At 62.6% G+C, this 20882-nt stretch carries 15 protein-coding genes and 1 pseudogene; 5 read left to right on the forward strand and 11 right to left on the reverse strand.

The genetic code is table 11. The annotated features are described in order from the left end of the window. Nucleotides 1-226: 226 nt before the first annotated feature. Both ppk2 and AC0QUY_RS13580 read right to left on the reverse strand, forming a co-directional pair. Nucleotides 227-1147, reverse strand: a complete 921-nt coding sequence (ppk2, locus tag AC0QUY_RS13575; RefSeq protein WP_475387201.1) for a polyphosphate kinase 2 — start codon at nucleotides 1145-1147, stop codon at nucleotides 227-229. 176 nt (nucleotides 1148-1323) lie between these two features. Continuing rightward, nucleotides 1324-2952 (reverse strand): inorganic phosphate transporter, encoded by a 1629-nt coding sequence (locus AC0QUY_RS13580; protein ID WP_475387202.1) that lies wholly within the window; start codon nucleotides 2950-2952, stop codon nucleotides 1324-1326. Between the two features lie 331 nt (nucleotides 2953-3283). Between AC0QUY_RS13580 and AC0QUY_RS13585 the strand changes: the two genes are divergently transcribed. Then, the gene (locus tag AC0QUY_RS13585) at nucleotides 3284-3754 is read left to right on the forward strand and encodes a VOC family protein (RefSeq protein WP_475387203.1); all 471 of its coding nucleotides are present in this window, start codon (nucleotides 3284-3286) and stop codon (nucleotides 3752-3754) included. A gap of 295 nt (nucleotides 3755-4049) precedes the next feature. On the opposite strand, the gene AC0QUY_RS13590 is transcribed toward AC0QUY_RS13585, so the two are convergent. Further along, the gene (locus AC0QUY_RS13590) at nucleotides 4050-5510 is read right to left on the reverse strand and encodes a UdgX family uracil-DNA binding protein (RefSeq protein WP_475387204.1); all 1461 of its coding nucleotides are present in this window, start codon (nucleotides 5508-5510) and stop codon (nucleotides 4050-4052) included. 105 nt (nucleotides 5511-5615) lie between these two features. Continuing rightward, nucleotides 5616-6854: a putative DNA modification/repair radical SAM protein gene (locus AC0QUY_RS13595; RefSeq protein ID WP_475387205.1), complete on the reverse strand. Its 1239-nt coding sequence runs from the start codon at nucleotides 6852-6854 to the stop codon at nucleotides 5616-5618. A gap of 162 nt (nucleotides 6855-7016) precedes the next feature. On the opposite strand from AC0QUY_RS13595, the gene AC0QUY_RS13600 reads away from it, so the two are divergent. Genes AC0QUY_RS13600 through AC0QUY_RS13610 form a run of 3 tightly spaced genes read left to right on the forward strand, consistent with a single transcriptional unit; the run spans nucleotide 7017 to nucleotide 12872 of the window. Next, nucleotides 7017-7811, forward strand: coding sequence for an ImuA family protein (locus tag AC0QUY_RS13600; protein WP_475387206.1), 795 nt, complete (start codon nucleotides 7017-7019; stop codon nucleotides 7809-7811). Next, on the forward strand, nucleotides 7702-9411 hold the full coding sequence (locus AC0QUY_RS13605; RefSeq protein ID WP_475387207.1) for a Y-family DNA polymerase: 1710 nt from the start codon (nucleotides 7702-7704) through the stop codon (nucleotides 9409-9411). The genes AC0QUY_RS13600 and AC0QUY_RS13605 overlap by 110 nt, the downstream gene beginning before the upstream one ends. Further along, on the forward strand, nucleotides 9408-12872 hold the full coding sequence (locus AC0QUY_RS13610; RefSeq protein WP_475387208.1) for an error-prone DNA polymerase: 3465 nt from the start codon (nucleotides 9408-9410) through the stop codon (nucleotides 12870-12872). The genes AC0QUY_RS13605 and AC0QUY_RS13610 overlap by 4 nt, the downstream gene beginning before the upstream one ends. Nucleotides 12873-12885: 13 nt before the next feature. Here the strand turns inward: AC0QUY_RS13610 and AC0QUY_RS13615 are convergent. From AC0QUY_RS13615 to AC0QUY_RS13625, 3 genes and pseudogenes are all read right to left on the reverse strand, one after another. After that, nucleotides 12886-13998 (reverse strand): annotated as a pseudogene (locus AC0QUY_RS13615) (Na/Pi cotransporter family protein); the annotation flags it as partial. 130 nt (nucleotides 13999-14128) lie between these two features. After that, nucleotides 14129-14866: a hypothetical protein gene (locus tag AC0QUY_RS13620; protein WP_475387209.1), complete on the reverse strand. Its 738-nt coding sequence runs from the start codon at nucleotides 14864-14866 to the stop codon at nucleotides 14129-14131. A 293-nt stretch (nucleotides 14867-15159) separates the two neighbouring features. Beyond that, nucleotides 15160-15357 (reverse strand): FAD-dependent monooxygenase, encoded by a 198-nt coding sequence (locus AC0QUY_RS13625; RefSeq protein WP_475387210.1) that lies wholly within the window; start codon nucleotides 15355-15357, stop codon nucleotides 15160-15162. 170 nt (nucleotides 15358-15527) lie between these two features. On the opposite strand from AC0QUY_RS13625, the gene AC0QUY_RS13630 reads away from it, so the two are divergent. After that, on the forward strand, nucleotides 15528-16553 hold the full coding sequence (locus AC0QUY_RS13630) for an AraC family transcriptional regulator (RefSeq protein WP_475387211.1): 1026 nt from the start codon (nucleotides 15528-15530) through the stop codon (nucleotides 16551-16553). 689 nt (nucleotides 16554-17242) lie between these two features. Here AC0QUY_RS13630 and AC0QUY_RS13635 read toward each other — a convergent pair. The 4 genes from AC0QUY_RS13635 to AC0QUY_RS13650 form a co-directional block, all read right to left on the reverse strand. Then, nucleotides 17243-17710, reverse strand: a complete 468-nt coding sequence (locus AC0QUY_RS13635; RefSeq protein WP_161853003.1) for an MgtC/SapB family protein — start codon at nucleotides 17708-17710, stop codon at nucleotides 17243-17245. An 87-nt stretch (nucleotides 17711-17797) separates the two neighbouring features. Continuing rightward, nucleotides 17798-18715: a hypothetical protein gene (locus AC0QUY_RS13640; RefSeq protein ID WP_475387212.1), complete on the reverse strand. Its 918-nt coding sequence runs from the start codon at nucleotides 18713-18715 to the stop codon at nucleotides 17798-17800. 349 nt (nucleotides 18716-19064) lie between these two features. After that, a complete protein-coding gene (locus AC0QUY_RS13645) occupies nucleotides 19065-19337 on the reverse strand; it encodes a PilZ domain-containing protein (RefSeq protein WP_161853005.1) in 273 nt (90 codons plus the stop codon). A gap of 347 nt (nucleotides 19338-19684) precedes the next feature. Continuing rightward, nucleotides 19685-20455: an SDR family NAD(P)-dependent oxidoreductase gene (locus AC0QUY_RS13650; protein ID WP_161853006.1), complete on the reverse strand. Its 771-nt coding sequence runs from the start codon at nucleotides 20453-20455 to the stop codon at nucleotides 19685-19687. Nucleotides 20456-20882: the final 427 nt, after the last annotated feature.

Here is a 20882-nt window from a genome sequence, read left to right on the forward strand (position 1 = left end):
CGATCGCATGTGAAGTTTGATCGCACATCAAGGAAGGCCCGTATCTTTAGTGCGGGCCTTCATTATTTTCCGCTCAGCCGTGACCTGAGGCGTCCGGCGCGACGCTCAATATCTGAGCGAAGTGATCACCTCGAACACGGCGGCGTCGCCGATCCGCGACACGCCGGCGTTCGGGTTCGGGATATTGGGCTCAGCACATTGACGGCGCCGACCGTGAAGCGGCCGCTCAATAGCGCGACGGTACGTACATTTCGGCTGGAACGGGCGCGCGGCTATATTCGGGGTTGCGAACCCGCGCCGGCAGAACCACCCGCTCCTGCTTGATTTCCTGGTAGGGAATTTGTTCGAGCAGATGCGCGATGCAGTTCAGCCTTGCCTTCTTCTTGTCGTCGGCCTCGACGATGCTCCAGGGAGCTTCCGGAATGTGGGTACGCTCCAGCATCGCTTCCTTGGCCTTGGTGTATTGCTCCCAGCGGCTGCGCGATTCCACATCCATCGGGCTGAGCTTCCACTGCTTGAGCGGATCGTGGATTCGCATCGTGAAGCGCAAATACTGCTGTTCGTCGGTGATGGAGAACCAGTACTTGATGAGGATGATTCCAGAGCGCACGAGCATACGCTCGAATTCCGGCACCGACCGGAAGAATTCTTCAACGTCGTCTTCGGTGCAGAAGCCCATCACGCGCTCGACGCCGGCACGGTTATACCAGCTACGGTCGAACAGCACGATCTCACCGCCGGCCGGCAAATGCGAAACATAACGCTGGAAATACCATTGCGTGCGCTCACGCTCGTTCGGCGCCGGAAGCGCCGCGACGCGGCAGACCCTCGGATTGAGTCTCTGGGTGATGCGCTTGATGACGCCGCCCTTGCCGGCGGAATCGCGCCCCTCGAAAATCACCACCACCTTGAGCTTGTGGTGCTGCACCCAAGTCTGCAATTTTACCAGTTCGCCCTGCAGACGGAATAATTCCTTGAAGTAGACGCGCCGATCGATCGTTTCTTCTTCCGTATGGTCTGCAAATTCATTGGTCAGTGCATCGAGACGATCGTCGTCGATTTCAAGTTCCAGTTCCTCATCGAAACTATCAAGCATTTCCGCCTGAATGCGGTCGTGGATGGTGCCATCCGGCGGCTTTTTGGTCATGGCGGGCTCCAGCTGCAGAGCTGTTGGGGTCGTGTGATGTATGAACGTCGATGTCCTGCCGTATCATCAGTCAGGGCACTAGCGGAAAGCAAAAGGCCGGAGTTTGGTTCCGGCCTTCCGCTACCTGTCGAGGCTGCTGCCTGTGTGGCAGCGACCCTACCGTACCGGCCCGATACTCAGAACAGATTCGAGAACAGCACGTAGAGGCCTGCCGACAGGCAGATCGCGGCCGGCAGCGTCAGCACCCATGCCATCAAGAGATTGCGCACAGTCGCCATCTGCAGGCCCGAACCGTTGGCCGCCATCGTGCCGGCGACGCCGGATGACAGCACGTGGGTGGTGGAAACCGGCAGGCCGAACACGTCGGCGACGCCGATCGTGGAGGCGGCAACCAGTTCGGCGGACGCACCTTGCGCGTAGGTCAGATGCGACTTGCCGATCTTCTCGCCGACGGTGATGACGATGCGCTTCCAGCCGATCATGGTGCCCAGCCCGAGTGCGATCGCGACTGCGATCTTGACCCAGAGCGGGATGAACTTGGTGGCTGAGTCGAGCGAGGCCTTGTAGGCCTTGAGGGTGTCGACCTCTTCCTTCTTCAGGTCGTTTTCCTTGTCCTTCATCAGGAAGCGGATCGCCTCCGACGTCAGGTACATGTCGTTGCGGGTGTTGCCGACGGCTTCCGCGGGCACCTTGTTGAGCGAGCCGTATTTCTGGACCTGGTCACCGATGTCCTTCACCAGCATGGCCAGCGAGGGATAGGTGCCTTCGCTGATCTTGCGGGCAGAAACGTATTGCGTCACCGCAGGGCGCGGATCGCCGATGATGCTGTGGCCGGCGCCCCTGGCGGCGATTACCTTGGAGGCGGCCTCCGAGGTCTTCTGGAATTGCACCACCTGCGATTCCGGCAGCGCGCGGTTCAGCGCGTAGGCGGTCGGCACCGTGCCGATCAGGATCAGCATGATCAGGCCCATGCCCTTCTGGCCATCGTTGGAGCCGTGCGCGAAGCTGACGCCGGTGCAGGTCGCGATCAGGATGCCGCGTATCCACATCGGCGGCGGCTTGTTGCCTTCGGGCGCGGCATAGAGCGCGGGATTGCGGACGATGAACTTCAACGCCAGCAGCAGGATCGCGGCCATGCAGAAGCCGAACAGCGGCGAGAGCAACAGCGCGTAACCGATCTCGGTCGCCTTGGTCCAGTCGACACCCGAAGTGCCGTCGCGGCCGTGCATCAGCGCGTTGGCGATGCCGACGCCGATGATCGAGCCGATCAGCGTGTGCGAAGAGGAAGCCGGAAGACCAAAATACCAGGTGCCGAGGTTCCAGACGATCGCGGCAATCAGCAGCGCGAACACCATTGCGAAACCGGCGCTGCTTCCGACCTGAAGGATCAACTCCACCGGCAGCAGCGAGACGATGCCGAAGGCGACCGCGCCGGAAGAGAGCAGCACGCCGAGGAAATTGAAGAAGCCTGACCACATCACGGCGAATTCCGCCGGCATCGAGTGGGTGTAAATCACGGTCGCGACCGCGTTGGCGGTGTCGTGGAAGCCATTGACGAATTCGAAGCCGAGCGCGATCAAAAGCGCCACGAACAAGAGGATATAGGGCAGGTAGGCAGTGACCCGCATACCGGTCGCGTCGATATCGACGTAGATGCTATAGGCAACGTACAGCAGCCCGGCGGCGAGGATGCCGCAGAACAGGATCAGGGTCAGCGGATTGAACCCCTTGTCGAGGTTCGGCCGCGAAGCCGGCTGGACAGGCGTTGCGTCGCCGATCGTCGAACTAAGAGCCATATCGGTCATTCTGACACCCCGTCGAAATCGGCTGAGAGGCGGGCATTTTTGACCGAGGCACTTGAAGGTTAGATGACACGCGCGACCGGCAGCGCCGCTGAAGTTTGATCGCACATCAAGGAAAGCCTGTATCTCCAGTGTGGGTCTTCATTATTTTCCTTTGAACCGATTTATGATGCGCGGATCCAACAAGGCGCTCCTGAATTGCTTATCGGTTCAGCGGTTGGCCGATGGTCTGCACGCGAAAATCTCGTCTTCACTGTCGGCGGACGTTCATCTCATCCGTCCTTGGAACGAAAGCGGCCGTGCGCACGCTGGCCATTTGGAGGAAGGAGCCCCGATGAAGGTCACACAACATCTTTGGTTCGCGAAGGACATGGAGGCCGCGATCGGCTTCTACACCTCGCTCATCCGCGGTTCGTCGGTGCAGTGGGTTTCGGCCCTGCCGGCCGAGAGCCCGAGCGGTCCCGCCGGCAGCGTCAAGATCGCGGGCTTCACCCTGGGAGACCAGCGCTACATGGCGATCGAGGCGGGCCCGCTCGATCCGTTCAACCACAGCTTCTCGATCATGGTGGAATGCGACACGCAGGCCGAGATCGACCGCTTGTGGGACGCCCTGAGAGAGGGCGGCAAGATCGAGCAATGCGGCTGGCTGCAGGACCGCTGGGGCCTCTCCTGGCAGATCGCGCCCAGACGGCTGGGCGAGTTGATGAACGATCCCGACCCCGCAAAAGCCCGGCGCGTTGCGGAGGCAATGCTGAAGATGGTCAAGTTCGATATCGCAGAACTGGAGGCCACGGCGAGGGGCTAGGCCATCTCACCAGGCTGCTGATCCGGCGCCCGTTCGGTTCCGGCCGATGGACCGCCGAGCGCGGCTTATGGGGTAGCGCCGTGAGGAAAAAGAGGGTCGAGCGCTGCACGGCGCCGGGGCTGGAGGAGGACCGCGCAGCGCGTCGACCATGTAGGAGCATCATGGCGTGAACCAGAACGTCCCACATTCCCTTGAGAATGCGATTGTGTATCCCATCAATTAATGGTTGCAGACGGGGTTGTCAATTTTTCCCGTTATTTTTCACCAGATATTGCGGCTGCCGGCTTGGCGGAATTCAGGCCGCATGTGCTGATTTTCGCAGCACGGTAGCGGCTATTTTGAGGTCCTGAACGAAACGCCGGTATTCGCGCGCCTTGGCGTCGGCGTCCGGCAACCGCAGCAGATAGGACGGGTGCACCGTCACCAAGACCTTGGTGCCGTCGTCGAGATCGATCGGGCGGCCGCGGTTCTTGTTGATCGGGGTGATCTTGCCGAACACGCTTTGCGCTGCGGTGGCGCCCATCGCCACCACCAGTTCGGGTTCGATCGCGGCGAGCTCGCGTTCGTACCACTGCCGGCAGGCCTTGATCTCCGGCGTGCTCGGCTTCTGGTGCAGGCGGATTTTTCCGCGCGGCACAAACTTGAAATGTTTGACCGCATTGGTGACGTAGACCTTGCGGCGGTCGATGCCGGCCTCGTCCAGTGCGCGGTCGAGCATTTGGCCCGCGGGCCCGACGAACGGTTTGCCGGCGAGATCTTCCTTGTCGCCGGGCTGCTCGCCGACCAGCATGATCCGCGCCGTTTGCGCCCCTTCGCCGAACACGGTCTGGGTCGCGTTCTTGTAGAGGGGGCAGGCGCGGCAATCGGCAGCTTCCTCGCGCAGGGTCTCGATATCGTCGGCATGTTTGCGGGGCATGTCGTCTGCCTTGTCGCTTGCCTTGGATGGTTCCAGCCGTTTCTGCGGCTTGTGCGGTTCGGTCGCCGCGTTTGCGATCATCGCGCTGGCGGCGCGTCCGGCACCTTCGATCAGGGGTTTAATCAATGAAGCCTCCGGCAGGTTCCGCCAGTATTTCCGGGGCATCTCCTTCTGCATCGCCTGCACTTTCAGCCGGGCGGGATTGAAGATGCTGGCGTAGTAACTGCGCCAGGTTTCCTCCAGCCGATCGGCGGTCGGCGCTTCGCTCTTGGTGACGCCTGGCGTGAACGAGACGGCGTGGCCGTCCCAATGCGCACAGACGTCGGGGGTGAGGATCGACCATGGCATGTCGGCAAAGCGGCGCGCAAAGAATGGCGCGGCCAGTTCGACGATGTGGTGCTCCGGTTCGAACCAGGCAACGAAATGCGATTTCTGCTCGCGGCCGATTTCGCGGAAGCGGACAAAGGCATGCATCTTGTGCTCATCGCGGCGCACGGCTTTTGCCATCGCGGTGACGTCGGCCACATCGGGATCGGTTGCGAGTTCGAGCAGATCGTGATTACTTCGCAGCCGCCACAGCAGGCGATAGAGCAGGGCGAACCGTTCCGGGTTGCGGTGCAGGATCGCAGTTTCAGCCAGCTCGACGAATTTGGCGGGGACGTTGAAGGTGGTGCCCTGTGGGGGGTCGAGCGGCGGCGCAGACGGCTCAAACAATTCGGGCGCATCGCCGGCTACACGCCACGTCACGTCGGAGGGGTTCACATCGTTTAGCGCCAGCGCACGCGCGGCTTTGCGCCAGCCATCGAAATCGGTTTCGCTGTCGAGGGTGATGTGGTGCATGTCTCTCCTCCTCGTCATTGCGAGCGAAGCGAAGCAATTCATTTCTCCGCTTGCTGAGACATGGATTGCTTCGTCGCTCGCGCTCCTCGCAATGACGCTGTGGGTTCAGAACCCAAATCCCAACTGCGTCGCCTTCGGTTTGAACCTCTCCTTCAGCCCCGCGCCATCGAGCAGATGCGGGGAAGGGCGGTGGTCTGCGAGAACGATAAACGGCAGCGCCTTCTTCTGCGGAATGTGCAGCCGCACCAGATCGGCCAGGCGGATCGAGGTCAGGCGGCGCGTCGCGATGATGCGGTCGACTGCCCTGGTGCCGAAGCCCGGCACCCGCAACAGCTCTTCGCGGCTGGCGGTCGCGACATCGAGCGGGAAGCGGCCGCGGTGGCGCAGCGCCCAGGCGAGTTTCGGATCGATATCGAGCGGCAGCATGCCCTCGGCCTCGTCGACGATCTCGCCGGCGTCAAAGCCGTAAAACCGCATCAGCCAGTCGGCCTGGTAAAGCCGGTGCTCGCGAACCAGCGGCGGCACCACAAGCGGCAGCGCGCGGCTGGCGTCCGGGATCGGGCTGAAGGCCGAATAATAGACGCGCTTGAGGCGGTAGGAGCCGTAGAGGTTGGCGCTGGTATCGAGGATGGTTTTGTCGTCGGCCGCATCCGCGCCGACGATCATCTGCGTGCTTTGCCCGGCCGGTGCAAAGCGCGGCGGCTTTGCTTTCGTTGCGTTCTTGTCGTTCTCCTGCGCTTCATCGAGCCTCAGCCGCAGCCGGCCCATGGTGCGGCGGATCGCGCGCAGGTCCTTTTCCGGCGCGAATTTCGCAAGACTGTTTTCCAGCGGCATTTCGATATTGATGGAGAGACGGTCGGCATATTTGCCGGCCTCCGCGATCAGCGCGTCGTCCGCTTCAGGAATGGTCTTCAGATGGATGTAGCCGCGAAAATGATGCTCCTCGCGCAACTTTCGCGCGACGCTCACCACCTGCTCCATGGTGTAGTCGGCGCTGCGGATGATGCCGGAGGAGAGAAACAAGCCCTCGATGTAATTGCGTCGGTAGAAATCGATCGTGAGCTTCACTACTTCATCGACCGTGAAGCGGGCGCGCGGCACGTTCGAGGAGGTGCGGTTGACGCAATAGAGGCAATTGTAATTGCAGGCGTTGGTCAGCAGCACCTTCAACAGCGAGATGCAGCGTCCGTCCGGCGCGTAGGAATGGCAGATGCCCATGCCTGATACGGTCGAACCGAGGCCCTTGCCGTCGCTGGAATCCCGCTTCTCGGTGCCGGAGGAGGCGCAGGAAGCATCGTATTTCGCGGCATCCGCCAGGATTTCCAGCTTACGTTGCACGTCCATCGTCGAATCCCTTTGATTCCGCTCATGAATCGCCCGGGTGTCGATCCTGATTGACTCCGCCGGGCCTGTTAGCTTTATATTAGAACATATCATGAACAAATGAGCCAGCCGCGGGTTCACTCGGGAAGAAGCGGTAAGGCCCAATTTCCGAAGGAGCGGCGCATGAGCACCGCACGCACCAGCACGCTTGCAAGTTTGCGCGGAAGCATCGAACGCCTGGAGGCGCATGGCGATGCGCATGACCTCAACAGGATCGCGCTTGGCCATAAGGCCGCGGATACGATGTTGCAGGGCGGGCTGGCGCTATCAGCGGTGCATGAAGTGTTCGCCGAGGGACATCAGAGCGCTGTGGCCACCGGCTTCATCGCCGGCCTTGCGGGACGGGTATCGCCGCGCCGGCCGCTGGTCTGGGTGCGGCAGGATTTTTCGGAAATTGAATCGGGCGCGTTGTCGATGAGTGGGCTCTGCGAATTGGGGCTCGATCCGCGGCTGCTGGTAACGGTGCGCGCGCCCGATACCGACGCCGCGCTACGGACTGCCGCCGATGCGCTGGCCTGCGACGCGCTCGGCGCCGTGGTGCTGGAGGTGTGGGGGCAGGCGCGTCAGCTCGATCTCGTCGCCAGCCGCAAGCTCACTTTGGCCGCGCAAGCCTCCGGCGTCACCGCGCTGCTGCTGCGGATGGCCGCCGAGCCGCGGCCTTCGACCGCGGAGACAAGGTGGATCGTGCGTGCCGCGCATTCGCCGCCGGGATCGCAGTGGAGCGCGTGGGGCGCGCCCGTTTTCGACGCGCATCTCGTTCGTAACCGTCATGGCCCGGTTGGCCGCTGGATCATGGAATGGAATTGTGATGAGTGCTTGTTCAGAGAACCCACGGCGTATCCTCAGTCTCTGGCTGCCACGCCTGCCCATCGACCGCATCCAGCGGCGGCTTATGCAGGCCAACGCCGCGCAAGCTGAAAATGCCAAAACAGTTTCGGGCCACGCTGCCTGCAATACGAACGGTGCGCTCCCTCTCCCGCTTGCGGGGGAGGGTTGGGGTGGGGGTCTCGTCCCGAGTCCCACTTTAGAGATGAAGCACCCCTCCGTCGTCGTTGCCAAGCAGCACAATGCCATCCTGATCCATTCGCTCGACGAGGCCGCCGTGCGCGCCGGCCTCTCGATCGGCCTGCCGCTCGCCAATGCCCGCGCGATCTGCCCTGAACTCACGGTGTTCGACGCCGACGAGGCTGCCGACCGCAAGACGCTCGATGACATCGCCGACTGGTGCGACCGCTTCACGCCACTGGTGGCGCTCGATCCGCCGTATGGGCTCTATCTCGACATCACCGGCTGCGCCCATCTGTTCGGCGGCGAGCGCGCGCTTCTGCAGATTGTCTGCGGTGCGCTGAGCCGCCGCGGCTTTGCCGTCAGCGCCGCGATCGCCTCCACCTCGATCTGCGCCCGCACGCTGACGCGCCATGCGTCGGGAAAGATCGTGGCCGACGGCGAAGAGGCCGAGGCCGTCGCTCCGCTGCCAATATCCGCGCTCGGCGCCGGCGACGCCATCACCGCCGGTCTGCGCCGCGCCGGCTTGAAGACCATCGGCGACGTCGCCTTGCGCGCGCCCCACGAAATCACCGCGCGGTTCGGCGCGTCCTTCACGACGCTGCTGGCGCAGGCGCTGGGGCAGGGCGATGCGCCGATCAGTCCCCGCAAGCCGCTGCCGGATTACATCGTCGAAAAACGTTTTCCCGACCCGGTCGCGACCGACACCGTGATCGCGATGAATCTGTCTGCGCTGGCCGCCATGCTGGTCACGGCGATGGACAAGCAGGGCAAGGGCGCGCGGCGGCTGGACGCGAGCTTCTTCCGTACTGACAGTGCGGTGCGAACGATCTCTGTCGACACCGGACGTCCGGTGACGAGGCCGGAGATAATCGACCGCTTGTTTCGCGAACGGCTCGATGCGCTCAACGATCCGCTCGATCCCGGCTTCGGCTTCGATCTTATCCGCCTGTCCGCCAGCCGCACCGAAATCGTGGTGCAGCAGCAGCGCGATCTCGACGCCAACATCCATGACAATGATGAACTGTCCGCATTGATCGACCGCATCGCCGCGCGGATCGGCGGCAAGCGTGTCCTCGTGCATCTGCCTGAGGATACCCACATCCCCGAGCGCGCCGTGCTGGCCATGCCGGCGCAGCATCATCTGGCGGCCGCCGCACAGGCCGCCTGGCCCGAGCGGATCGAAAGCGAGCCGCCGCTGCGCCCGTTGCGGCTGTTCGACAAGCCCGAGCCGATCAAGGTGCCGTTTGCGACCGTCCCCGACGGCCCGCCGCATCAATTCACCTGGCGGCGCGTCACGCACACGGTGGCGCGGGTGGAAGGACCCGAACGCATCGCGATGGAATGGTGGAAGCAAAACGGCGACGGCCCGACGCGGGATTATTTCCGCATCGAGGATGAAGCGGGCCTGCGCTTCTGGATCTTTCGCGACGGGCTCTATGAAAGCGAAGCGGCGGATGCGGAAGTCGAGGCCGGCTCTGTCAGATGGTTCGTGCACGGGCTGTTCGCATGAAAAGTTCTCTCACCACTTATGCCGAGATCGGCATCACCACCAATTTCTCCTTCCTGCGCGGCGGCTCGGACCCGCGCGCCTATGTGCACCAAGCCAGCGAACTCGGCATTCCCGCCATCGGCATCGCCGATCACAACACGCTGGCCGGCGTGGTGCGCGCGTATAAGGAGCTCGACAATCCCGAAGTCAAACACGCGCCAAAGCTCCTGATCGGCGCGCGCCTCGTCTTCATCGACGGCACGCCGGATATCCTGATCTATCCGCGCGACCGCGCGGCTTACGGCCGGCTCTGCCAGTTGCTCACCCGCGGCAAGCGCGGCGACGACATCACGCGGATCGAGAAGGGCGAGTGCCATCTAAGGTTCGATGACCTTCTGGATTTTGCCGAAGGCCAGCTTCTGGTGCTGGCGCTGCCGCATCGCTTCGACGTAGCGGGGGCGCAGGAAATTTTAGAACGTCTGAAGCAGAGCCGCGCTGACGGCGTCTGGCTCGCCGCGAGCCTGCTCTACCGTGGCGACGACAAGCGCCGTCTCGCGCGGCTGCATCGCATCGCGCGTGCTGCCAAAGTCCCGCTGCTCGCGACCAACGAGGTGCTCTACCACCATCCCGCCCGCCGCCGGTTGCAGGACGTGCTGACCTGCATCCGCGAAAAGACCACCATCGACGCCATCGGCAGGCGGCTCGAAGCCAATGCCGAGCGTTACCTCAAGCCTATCAGTGAAATGACGCGGCTGTTTCGCGATCTGCCGGAGGCGATCGCGGAGACCATGCGCTTTGCTTCCCGTATCAGCTTCTCGCTGGACCAGCTCAAATACCAGTATCCGGATGAGCCGGTGCCGCCGGGCAAGACCGCGCAGGAACACCTCGAAGACCTGACCTGGGCCGGTGTCGACAAATATTTCGGCGGCGTGATCGACGACAGGCTGCGCGCCACCTTGCGCAAGGAGCTCGACCTGATCGCCGAATTGAAATATGCGCATTATTTCCTCACCGTGCACGACATCGTGCAATACGCGCGCAGCCAGAGCATCCTGTGCCAGGGCCGAGGCTCGGCGGCGAATTCGGCGGTCTGCTACGTGCTCGGCGTCACCTCGGTCGATCCGACCAAGGTCGATCTGTTGTTCGAGCGCTTCATCTCCAAGGAGCGGCTGGAGCCGCCCGACATCGACGTCGATTTCGAGCATTCGCGACGCGAGGAGGTGATGCAATATGTCTACCGCCGCTACGGCCGCCATCGCGCCGCGATCATTGCCACCGTCATCCATTATCGTCCACGCAGCGCCATCCGGGACGTCGGCAAGGCGCTGGGGCTGACGGAAGACGTCACCGCGGCGCTGGCCGACACCGTGTGGGGAAGCTGGGGCAAGGGCCTCAACGAAATGCAGGTCCGCCAAGCCGGGTTGGACCCTGCGAATGCGATGGTCGAACTCGCGGTTGAGCTTGCCACCGAACTGATCGAATTCCCCCGCCATCTGTCGCAGCATGTCGGCGGCTATGTGCTGACGCAGGATCGGCTCGACACCTATGTGCCGATCGGCAATGCCGCGATGGACGACCGCACCTTCATTGAATGGGACAAGGACGATGTCGACGCGCTAAGCATGATGAAGGTCGACGTGCTGGCGCTGGGCATGCTGACCTGCATCCGCAAATGCTTTGATCTGATCGCCGATCACAAGGGCGAGCGCTGGGAGCTCGCCACCGTCCCGCAGGATGAAAAGCCGGTTTACGACATGCTCTGCCGCGGTGAATCGCTCGGCGTGTTCCAGGTCGAAAGCCGCGCGCAGATGAACATGCTGCCGCGGCTGAAGCCGCGGACGTTTTACGATCTCGTCATTGAAGTGGCGATCGTGCGGCCCGGCCCGATCCAGGGCGACATGGTGCATCCTTACTTGCGGCGGCGAAACGGCATCGAGAAGCAGAGCTATCCGTCGCCGTCGCCCGAGCATGGTCCGGCGGATGAACTGTACAAGGTGCTGCACAAGACGCTCGGCGTGCCCCTGTTCCAGGAGCAGGCGATGCGGATCGCGATCGAGGCCGCCAAATTCACCTCCGAGGAAGCCAACGGCTTGCGCCGATCGATGGCGACGTTTCGCAACGTCGGCACCATCGGCAAGTTCGAAGACAAGATGATCGGCAACATGATCGCGCGCGGCTATGCGCCTGAATTCGCCAAAAACTGTTTCGAGCAGATCAAGGGTTTTGGCAGTTACGGCTTTCCGGAAAGCCACGCCGCCAGTTTCGCCCAGCTTGTCTATATCTCGTCATGGCTGAAGCATTACCATCCCGATGCCTTCTGCTGCGGCCTGCTCAATTCGCAGCCGATGGGCTTTTACGCCCCCGCGCAAATCGTCGGCGACGCCCGCAAGAACGGCGTCGAGGTCCGCGAGATCGACGTGTCCTTTAGTTTCGCGCAGAACACGCTGGAGGAGGGGGAGGGAAAATACTGCGCGGTGCGGCTCGGCTTCCGCCAGATCGACGGATTTCACTGGCTCGATGAAGATGAGGAGCGGCTGAAGCAACTTCAACTCTCATTCCGGGGGGGCTCATCGTCGTTCCGGGGCGTCGCGATAGCGACGAACCCGGAACCTCGAGATTCCGGGTTCACGCTTCGCGTGCCCCGGAATGACAACCTAGAGAAAGAACAAGACTGGGCCGACCGCATCATCGCGGCTCGCAAACGCCGTCCCTTCACCTCGCTGGAGGAATTCGCCCGCGACACCGGCTTACCAAAACGCGCGCTGATCCTGCTGGCGGACGCCGATGCCTTCCGCTCGATCGGGCTCGACCGCCGCGCAGCGCTGTGGGCGGTGCGGCGCTTGCCGGACGATGTGCCGCTGCCGCTGTTTCAGGCTGCGGTTGCCCGCGAGCAGCCCGACGAGAACGCCAAGCCGCTGCCGCTGATGCCGCTGCCGGAGCAGGTGGTCGCCGACTATCAGACGGTCCGGCTGTCGCTGAAGGGCCACCCAATGGAATTCTTGCGCGAAAAGTTCACCAGAGAGCGCGTCGTTCCCTGCCAGGACGTCAACCACAGGAACGACAAGCGCCGTGTCAGCTGCGCAGGCGTGGTGCTGGTGCGCCAGCGCCCGGGCAGCGCCAAGGGCGTCGTCTTCATGACGCTGGAGGACGAGACCGGCATCGCCAATATCGTGGTGTGGCCCAAGGTGATGGAGCAGTACCGGAAAGAAGTGATGGGCGCCCGGCTCATTCTGGTCGAGGGCTACATCCAGAGCAGCCCGGAGGAGGTGACACATCTGGTGGCGCAGCGGATGGTCGACCGCTCCCACGACCTGATCGGCCTTGCCAATGATGCGCTAAGCCGCAAGCACCCGGTGCCCGCAGGCCCAGCGCTGGTCGAACCCCTCAACGACGACCGCCGCGACCATGCCGATACGCCAGAGCAAAAAATCCGCCACCCGCGCGACGTCCGCATCCTGCCGCCGTCCCGGGATTTTCATTGAGCTGGTCCAGTGGGCGTGTTCTTGCAGACCCTGCCGCCTCGACCGAACCGCATACCGTTACGAGCACGCGCGCGATTGTTCGCCGCACCGCTTCCACGGCCACCATCGGACTGGCGAGCGCCGTGGGATCGAGGCATCGCGTGAGCGGTGGGGCACGCTCGGGCAGGATACGTTCGACCAGTCGCGTGAACCCGTTGATCAGAGGGAGCAGGACCACGACGCCGACGACGTTGTAAGCCGTGTGATAGCCGGCCAGCAACGTGACGCCATCGACGGTGCTCGAGGCACGCAGAAGCAGAGGGATGATGACGGGAAAAAGCACCAGCGCGATGAGGGCGGCGATCAGCTTGAAAAGGACATAAGCGATCGCCAGCCGCTTGGCGGTAGCGCTCGCGCCAATGGCGGCCAGGGCTGAACTTGTCGCTGTTCCGATGTTCTGGCCGATGATCAGCGCGCAGGCCTGGTCCAGCCCGATCGCACCGGCGTAGTGACCGGACAATGTCACCGCGACGGCTGCCGTTGACGACTGCATCAGCGCGGTCATCACCAGTCCGATCACGACGAGCACCAGCACGCCGAACAGGCCCGACCACCACCGGGCTTCCGGTCCTCCGAGAACCGCGGGCAGGTCCGCCGGGTGCAATCGTTCGGCCAGCCCGCCCATTCCCTGCTGCAGCGTCGTCAGTCCAAAGAGCACAAGCCCGAACCCGGCCAGAGCGGCGCCCAACCCGGATGTTCGCCCGCGCGCCAGCAGCTTGGTCAATGCACCAACGAAGATCATCGGCAATGCCGCGGCCGTGAGCGAGACGCGGACGCCGATCAGCGCGACCAGCCAGCCGGTCCCCGTGGTGCCCACATTCGCGCCGAAGACAAGGCCCAACCCTTGCGGGAACGTCAGCAAGCCCGCGCTGACGAGACCGATTGTCGTCATCGTCGTTGCACTGGAAGACTGCACCAGAAGCGTGACGATAGCGCCCCAAAATGAACCGTGCAGCGGCGTCGCCGCCGCCTTGCTGAGCATCGCGCGCAGGGCGGAGCCGGCCAGCGTCTTCAGCCCTTCCGTCATCACGGTCATGCCAAGCAGGAACAGGCCGACGCCGCCGAGAACCGAGATTGCCGTAGACATGCGGGCTCCTGAGCTAAACGACGATCAGGCCGGTTCCCGCACAGTAGCGCAGTTGTACGCAGTAGATAAGGCTGGTGGTGCGCTGGGCCCGCGCGAACGGGTTGCTGAACTCGCAGCAGCAACAGGAAAACTATGCACTCGTCCTCTGAGCCCTCGAAGCTGCCGCAGCAAAGATCGCCTCGACATTCTCCGGCGAAAAAAACTCCGTCGGCGATATCGTCCCGGCGTTCAGGCGCGCAAAGCCGTCCATGGCGGCTTGGTTGCCGTGAACCGCCTCAAGAATCCGTTGCAGCTCTGGAGGCGGCGGCTCGAGCGTGGCGAGGTCGCAGGTGAAATCGTACATCGCTCCAATGTCGGCATCGCGGGTGCGCTGGTACTCACCCATCGCTTCCTCGAATGGCCGCGCGCCCGACAATGATTGGTCGATTGCCCCGGCGCAGAGTTCGGCGTCCCGGAAGGCGTCGAGAATTCCCTGTGCGGTTATGAAGTCCCTGTTATAGCCGGCGTCGCCTGCGAGAGCCCAGCCGGGACCGTAAGGCTTGCAAAAATAGTTCGGGACCGCCGCGCCAGCGAACGGAGCTTCGCGCGTTGCGCTGCGCAGCCGCTTCGCAAAGTCCGGCGCCTGCCCGATTGCCTTCAGGTAATTGCCCTCGATATCCCGCTTGTTGTCCGTAAATTCCGCGTAAGGCCACCCGGCAATGACGAGCGTCAAATCGTCATGGGTCGGCATGGCCGCAAATGCGCGCTTGTCGCGGATATAAACCTCAAAGCGGCCGTCGGTGGGCAGTCCTCTCCAATAGCTGTAGTAACCCGCCAGCAAAGGCGGCTTGTCGCGGTAGTGCTCGGGATGCACCGCCTCGCTCAGCATGGAATGCCGGCCGTCGGCCCCTACGACAATATCGGCATATTCTGCGATGGTGCCGCCCTGCTTCGATCGACCCTTGATGCCGACGACGCGCTCTTGCTCGATAATGATCTCCTCGACGACGAAGCCCTGGCGTACCTCTGCACCGGATTCGGCAGCAGCATCGACCAGCAGCTTGTCGAGGATTGTCCGCCGCGGGCAGTAGGCGACGGCGTCCTTGTCCGTGCCCGGGGCGCCGGCAATCGTGAAGGCGCCGAAGTCGAAAGAGTAGGTGTGGATCGGCGGGCATCCGGTCGCTACCAGGTGGTCGAGCAGCCCCCATCGTTCAGCGCGTTCACGGCGCGGGGATGCACAAGATGCGTTGAGACGGTGTCACTCGGGAATGACGCGCGATCGACCGCCAGCACCCGGTATCCCTTACGCGCCAAGAGCATCGCGGTCGGCGAGCCGGCGCAGCGCGCGCCTATGACGATCACGTTGAATGCCTTGCCCATCGGAACCTCCTTGCAAAGTTCTTCCGTGCCAGTTCATGGCAGCCAGGCTGACTGGTCGCGTTGGCCGGACTCGTGGCATTCGAACCTAGCGGGAAGCCGAAGCCGCAACTTTGCCGAAACTCCGTGGTTCTTTGCAGCCGGGTCGGGTCCACGGTCGACGGAGCACGGCAATGGATGCTCTATCGGAGGCGCTGGCGTCTGTGCGCATGACCGGCGCCATCTTCTACCACGCGGAGTGCACAGCGCCCTGGGGGTTCCGGGTGCCGCATCTGCGAGACGTTGGCCACGTGCTTGCTCCCGGAACCGAGCGGCTGGTCAGCTATCACCTGGTCACCCACGGCAAGGCTGTCGTGTGCTTTCCGGGCGAACCGGACATCCCCGTCACGGCGGGGGATATCCTGATCATTCCGCACGGCGATGCGCATACCGTCTCGAACGGCTCGCCATCGGCCTTCATGGACAGCGGCGCCTCGCTCGACAGCTATCTCGCGGGCGATCTGACGACGATGCGATTGGGTGGCGGCGGCGAACTGACCCAATTTGTCTGCGGCTATTTCGGCTGCGAACGTCATGCCGAACGGCTTTTCCTGGCCGGCCTTCCGCTGATGATCAAGATCAACCTGCGGGGCGACCCGGCCGGCGAATGGCTGGAGAGCTCGGTTCGCCATCTTGTCGCCCAGGCTGATTCCCCGCGACCGGGACAAGCGGTGCTGCTCTCCAAGATGGCGGAAGCGCTCTTCATCGAAACCATTCGCCGCTACATGGAGGCGTTACCGGCCGAACAGACCGGCTGGCTTGCCGGCGCGCGCGATCCGGTTGTCGGCGGCGCACTGGCGCTGCTGCACCGAAAGCCCTGTCATCATTGGACCGTGGACGAACTTGCTGCCGCTACAGCGGTTTCACGCTCGGTCCTGGCCGAAAGGTTCTCCCGCTTTCTTGGCGAGCCGCCGCTGGCCTATCTCGCCCGCTGGCGATTGCAGCTCGCCGCCAGGATGCTGCAAACCACACGGGAGCCGGTGATACAGGTGGCATCCGAGGTCGGGTATGACTCGGAGGCGGCGTTCAATCGGGCGTTCAAGCGCGAATTCGGTATTCCGCCGGGACAGCTCAGGGGCCAATTCAGCGGCCAATCGAAAGGATCGCGCCCGCGGGCGGGAGCGGTTGGAGGTGCGCGCATTCCCTCGGACGCGGCGTGAGAGGAATCGAAAAGGTATCTCAATGATGGCGTCGCCGGCGATCCACAGATCCGCTGGCTCCGATCTACCAGTAGATCAATCCCGTTCGAATCGTTCCGAATCCACTTCTCGCAAAGATCGCTGCGATCTCTTGCTTTTCGGCGCAATGTGCTGCGAGGGTTTGGTATAGCCGTGCCTCGATGAAGGGGGCATGTTCCCTGCTGGTTGACGCTGCATCGGCAGTCGCGGATATCAGCGCGCTGATTTGGCGTATCAAAAGATCGTCTGTCGATGGCTGCATAACCTTCTCCTTCGATCTCGGTCCGACAAGATGATTCCTGATTTCTGTTCACTGCAAGTCGGCAAATGCCGGCTGCGACAGATTGCTCGCGCTTCATCAAGTTTCAGCGAGCGAGGGTGATCCTGCGCATCTCCTGCAACCGAGCCAGACAATATTCCCGGTAGAGTAGATTGATGAGCGTCCCCATGATCGACTCCATGTCTGATCACGGAATCATGTTACGACGTCATCGTTTCAGAATTTTTTCCTCGGCCGAAAAAATGGTTTCGTGCAAGGCGCGGAATACTTCATGCTGTCTGCGGGCGACGAAATACCCTCACGGCGCGGTGACTGTTATGCATCATACGCGTCGGATCGCTCCTGCGGCTTGATCTCGCCGCGGCCAGTCCCGGTACAATCGAACCCTGGCTCAATCCGGCTTGGTTTCGCTCTTGCGCTCGCTCTTCCCGCCGTCCTTGAGGTCGTCCTCTTCCTTCACCAGTGTCAGCAACCTCAACGTCAGGAACGTAAACACCGCCACCGTCACGGCGACGTCGTAGCTGCCGAGCCCGACGGAAACGCCGATCGCGCCGGTGGCCCACAGGCTCGCGGCGGTCGCCGTGCCCTGCACGGTAGTGCCATGCTTGAGGATCGCGCCGCCGCCGATGAAGCCGATGCCGGTGATCACGCCTTCGATGACCTTCGACATGCCATCGGGAGAATTCACCATCAGCTGTTCGCTGGCCTGCACGAATCCGCAGCTTGCCATCGCAACCAGCGGAAAGGTGCGCAGCCCTGCGCTTCGCGCCCGCTTTTCACGGTCCCAGCCGATCGGGACGGCCAGCGCGAAGGCCGCGGCCAGCGCCAGAAAATGAATACCTATCTGAAACCGGTCCAAAACACGCCCTTCTGAAACAAAGCCCTGCTACCCGCGACATGCGGGTAACGCGGCAGGGCAGCGCAAAGTTTCAGCGCAGGGGTTGTATTACCGGGGGCTGCCGACGACGGTCGTGCCCGGCGCCGCGCTCGTGATCGCTGCCGTCGTCCGGTACTGCGGCAGATGATTTTCCAGCGAATAGAACACGCACAGCGCAAGGCTGGACCAGACCGCCAGGCTGAAATAAAGCGACATCCAGGCAATCTCTTCTTTCCATTCGCGCAGGTCGTGCGTCACCACCCAGCGCGTGCTGACGTCGCGCAGGCCCTCGCGCGGCGTCAGGCGCTTGTCGCCATCGGCTTCTCCGGTCCGCCAGCGCTTCAGATACATCGGGACGTCGATCGTCATGAGAAACGCCAGAAAGCACGCAATGCCCGCGATGGCGACGACGAGGATGGCACGAACCGCACCGTTGAACTCCGGCAGCAGGCGGCAAAGCGCGACGCCGATGGCGAAGAAGGCAACCGCCCACAGCGAATTCTCGATCGCGTTGCCGAGATAATTCCGGGTCAGCACCGCATACCATGACAGGCATTCCGCGATCAGGATCAGCGGCACGATCACCCACGCGACATTCGTCACGGTTTCCGCGCCGGTTATCGTGCCGAGCTGGTGCAGGATGATGGCCCATTGCGCCACGAAGCAGATCTCGGCCACGGTCGCCACGGACCGTCCGACCATGACGCTCGACAGCCAGGTGTCGAACAGGCAAATGCGCTGCACGTCCGCGCGCGGCAGAAACGACCTGAAGGCGCAGCCGAACACATAGGCCGCGCAGAACAGCAGCATGGCGCCGGCGCCGGATAGGCTGCCGACGGCTCCGGCGGGCGGAATCGGAAGCTCGCGGTACAGCACGAACCAGACGGCGATATTGACGCCGCTCACCAGCGTCAACAGGGCCCACCACCAGGACACGGGATTTGACCAGGCCAGGGAACCTGACCGCGCCTGCCATTCCAAGCTCATTAGCTGCTCCGCCGTAATCGAACTGACATATGAATGTAATAATGCATTCACATATGTCGAGCCGAATCACGACCAGAGTATGTCCGGGGGCTAGGGACGGAGATGGCGCTTCGGCACGGAGGAGGGCTGCGATTGTGACAACCGGGCCGATTGAGCCAACTGAGTCCGGCCGATCTCAGAGTCTGGCTTCAAAAATTATGGGTAATTGAGCGCGGCCTCACCGCGAATTCGTCATGCCCGGGCTTGTCCCGGGCATCCACCGCACTTGCTTCGGCAAGAACAGACGTGGATGGCCGGGATCAGGCCCGGCCATAACGACAAAACAAAAATGAGCCCGATGGTCAGACTCTCAAGACAGGAATTTCACACCATAGGTCTTGCCCCGGCGCCACACCACTTCGCACGACTGGCGCGTCGTATGTTCGGGCACCAGCGCCAATTCAAAACTGTCCCGGATATCGAACGGAGCATCGGTCACAATCTTGGCGCCGCCCGGCGAGACGTCCAGGACGACGCACTCGATCTTCGTCACCCCGTCGTCGGTCGTCACCCATGTCGGCCGTTTGCGCAGCTGGCGTCGCGGTTCGCGCTGCACTTTTGTCCTTTGCTCGTCGACAATCATCCTGCCCATCCGTCGTTGGACCCAGTTGGCTGGGTCTTCGAAGCAGGCGCCACAATGAAGGTAAGTTCGTAAAGTTCCCTTAGCTTATCGATTCAAATTGACCCGGTTTGCTTCGTGAGTTGTAAGCTTGGCTCTCGCAACTTGCCGGCGCCGGCGGCAGGTTAACGCCTCCCAAATTGCCTCGAAGGTGGCAAGGTCATCGGAGCGATGCGGTGGCCTGCAAGGCCGACGCGGACACGATCAAGTAGGCGACAGTTATTCCGGAATCGTGGTGGGCAAATCGCCGTAGAAAGACGTGGATGGCCGGGGACGAAGCCCGGCCATGACGAAAAGCGAGAATCAGCTTCTCAGAAATTCACCCGGTTCGAGATCGCGCCGTCGACGACGAGGTTCGAGCCGGTGGTGAACGAGGAGGCCGGGCTCGCCAGGAACACGGCCGCGTTTGCGATTTCCTGCGGCGTCGCCATCCGTCCGGTCGGATTGCGCGACAGCGCATCCTGGTAGCGCTTCGGCATGTTCTGCTCGACCATGTTCCAGATGCCGCCCTTGAAATAGACCGTGCCCGGCGACACCACGTTGACGCGGATTTTCTTGCTGGCGTATTGCCGCGCCAGTCCCTTGGCCATGTGGATCAGTGCCGCCTTGATCGGGCCGTAGGAGCTGGCGGAGTCGGCCTGGGCGGCTGATATCGACGAGATGATGATGAAGGCCGCGTCGCCGGTTTTTCCGCCGCTGGTCTCGAGAAACGGCCGCGCCGCCTCGAAGGCGTTGACGGCGCCGAGCACGTCGAGCCGAAAGTTTTGCTCCCAGGAGGCGGGATCGCCACCTTGCGCCATCGCCCCGGCATTGGAAAATAACATGTCGATGCTGCCGAGTTCGTTGGCTGTATCAGATATCCACGATTTCAGCGCGGCCGCGTCGGTGACGTCGACAGAGGCGCCGTTCACGCGCCCGCCATGCGCCTTCAGCTCGGCGACGGTTGCTGCGACCTGTTCCACATTGCGCGCGCACACCGCGACGCCCGCGCCTTCGCCCGCCAGTGTTTCCGCAATCGCCCGTCCGATGCCACGCGTGCCACCGAGCACGACGGCGTTTCTGCCCTTCAAACCCAAGTCCATTTTTGTTTTTCCTTCATTGGTCCACGGCGCATTGTAGCGATGAAGGTCGTGCGGGAGAAAGCTCAAAGTGCATGTGGTCGCAGCTCGCGCCAAACCGTCATGGCGAGCCAACGGGTCGGTGCGAAGCGCCGCCCGATGACAGGCTCCGCGAAGCAATCCAGAGCTCAGCTCGGGGATAGCTGGATTGCTTTACGCGCAAGCCCAATTTCAATGCGCAACTGCGACAAGCCGGCCCCCAAATCAATTCTGATTTTCAGAAATCGTGTCAAGCCCAGGAATCAAAAATATTCCGCTTAACTTCGCACGCAAATCAGCGGCATAACTCCGCCCGTCTCCCGCGGATGAGGGGCGTTGGCCATCGTCACGAACGCGTGGTGAGATGCGATGGACACGAGAGCCACGACCGACGTGCGTGGCTGTTGTGTAC

The sequence above is a fragment of the Bradyrhizobium sp. WYCCWR15520 genome, from assembly GCF_056174665.1.

Coding starts and splice junctions, on each gene's coding strand:
- ppk2 (WP_475387201.1), bottom strand. CDS start 1,147: ATGACCAAAAAGCCGCCGGATGGCACCATCCACGACCGCATTCAGGCG.
- AC0QUY_RS13580 (WP_475387202.1), bottom strand. CDS start 2,952: ATGACCGATATGGCTCTTAGTTCGACGATCGGCGACGCAACGCCTGTC.
- AC0QUY_RS13585 (WP_475387203.1), top strand. CDS start 3,284: ATGAAGGTCACACAACATCTTTGGTTCGCGAAGGACATGGAGGCCGCG.
- AC0QUY_RS13590 (WP_475387204.1), bottom strand. CDS start 5,510: ATGCACCACATCACCCTCGACAGCGAAACCGATTTCGATGGCTGGCGC.
- AC0QUY_RS13595 (WP_475387205.1), bottom strand. CDS start 6,854: ATGGACGTGCAACGTAAGCTGGAAATCCTGGCGGATGCCGCGAAATAC.
- AC0QUY_RS13600 (WP_475387206.1), top strand. CDS start 7,017: ATGAGCACCGCACGCACCAGCACGCTTGCAAGTTTGCGCGGAAGCATC.
- AC0QUY_RS13605 (WP_475387207.1), top strand. CDS start 7,702: ATGAGTGCTTGTTCAGAGAACCCACGGCGTATCCTCAGTCTCTGGCTG.
- AC0QUY_RS13610 (WP_475387208.1), top strand. CDS start 9,408: ATGAAAAGTTCTCTCACCACTTATGCCGAGATCGGCATCACCACCAAT.
- AC0QUY_RS13620 (WP_475387209.1), bottom strand. CDS start 14,866: ATGCTGAGCGAGGCGGTGCATCCCGAGCACTACCGCGACAAGCCGCCT.
- AC0QUY_RS13625 (WP_475387210.1), bottom strand. CDS start 15,357: ATGGGCAAGGCATTCAACGTGATCGTCATAGGCGCGCGCTGCGCCGGC.
- AC0QUY_RS13630 (WP_475387211.1), top strand. CDS start 15,528: ATGGATGCTCTATCGGAGGCGCTGGCGTCTGTGCGCATGACCGGCGCC.
- AC0QUY_RS13640 (WP_475387212.1), bottom strand. CDS start 18,715: ATGAGCTTGGAATGGCAGGCGCGGTCAGGTTCCCTGGCCTGGTCAAAT.
- AC0QUY_RS13645 (WP_161853005.1), bottom strand. CDS start 19,337: ATGATTGTCGACGAGCAAAGGACAAAAGTGCAGCGCGAACCGCGACGC.
- AC0QUY_RS13650 (WP_161853006.1), bottom strand. CDS start 20,455: ATGGACTTGGGTTTGAAGGGCAGAAACGCCGTCGTGCTCGGTGGCACG.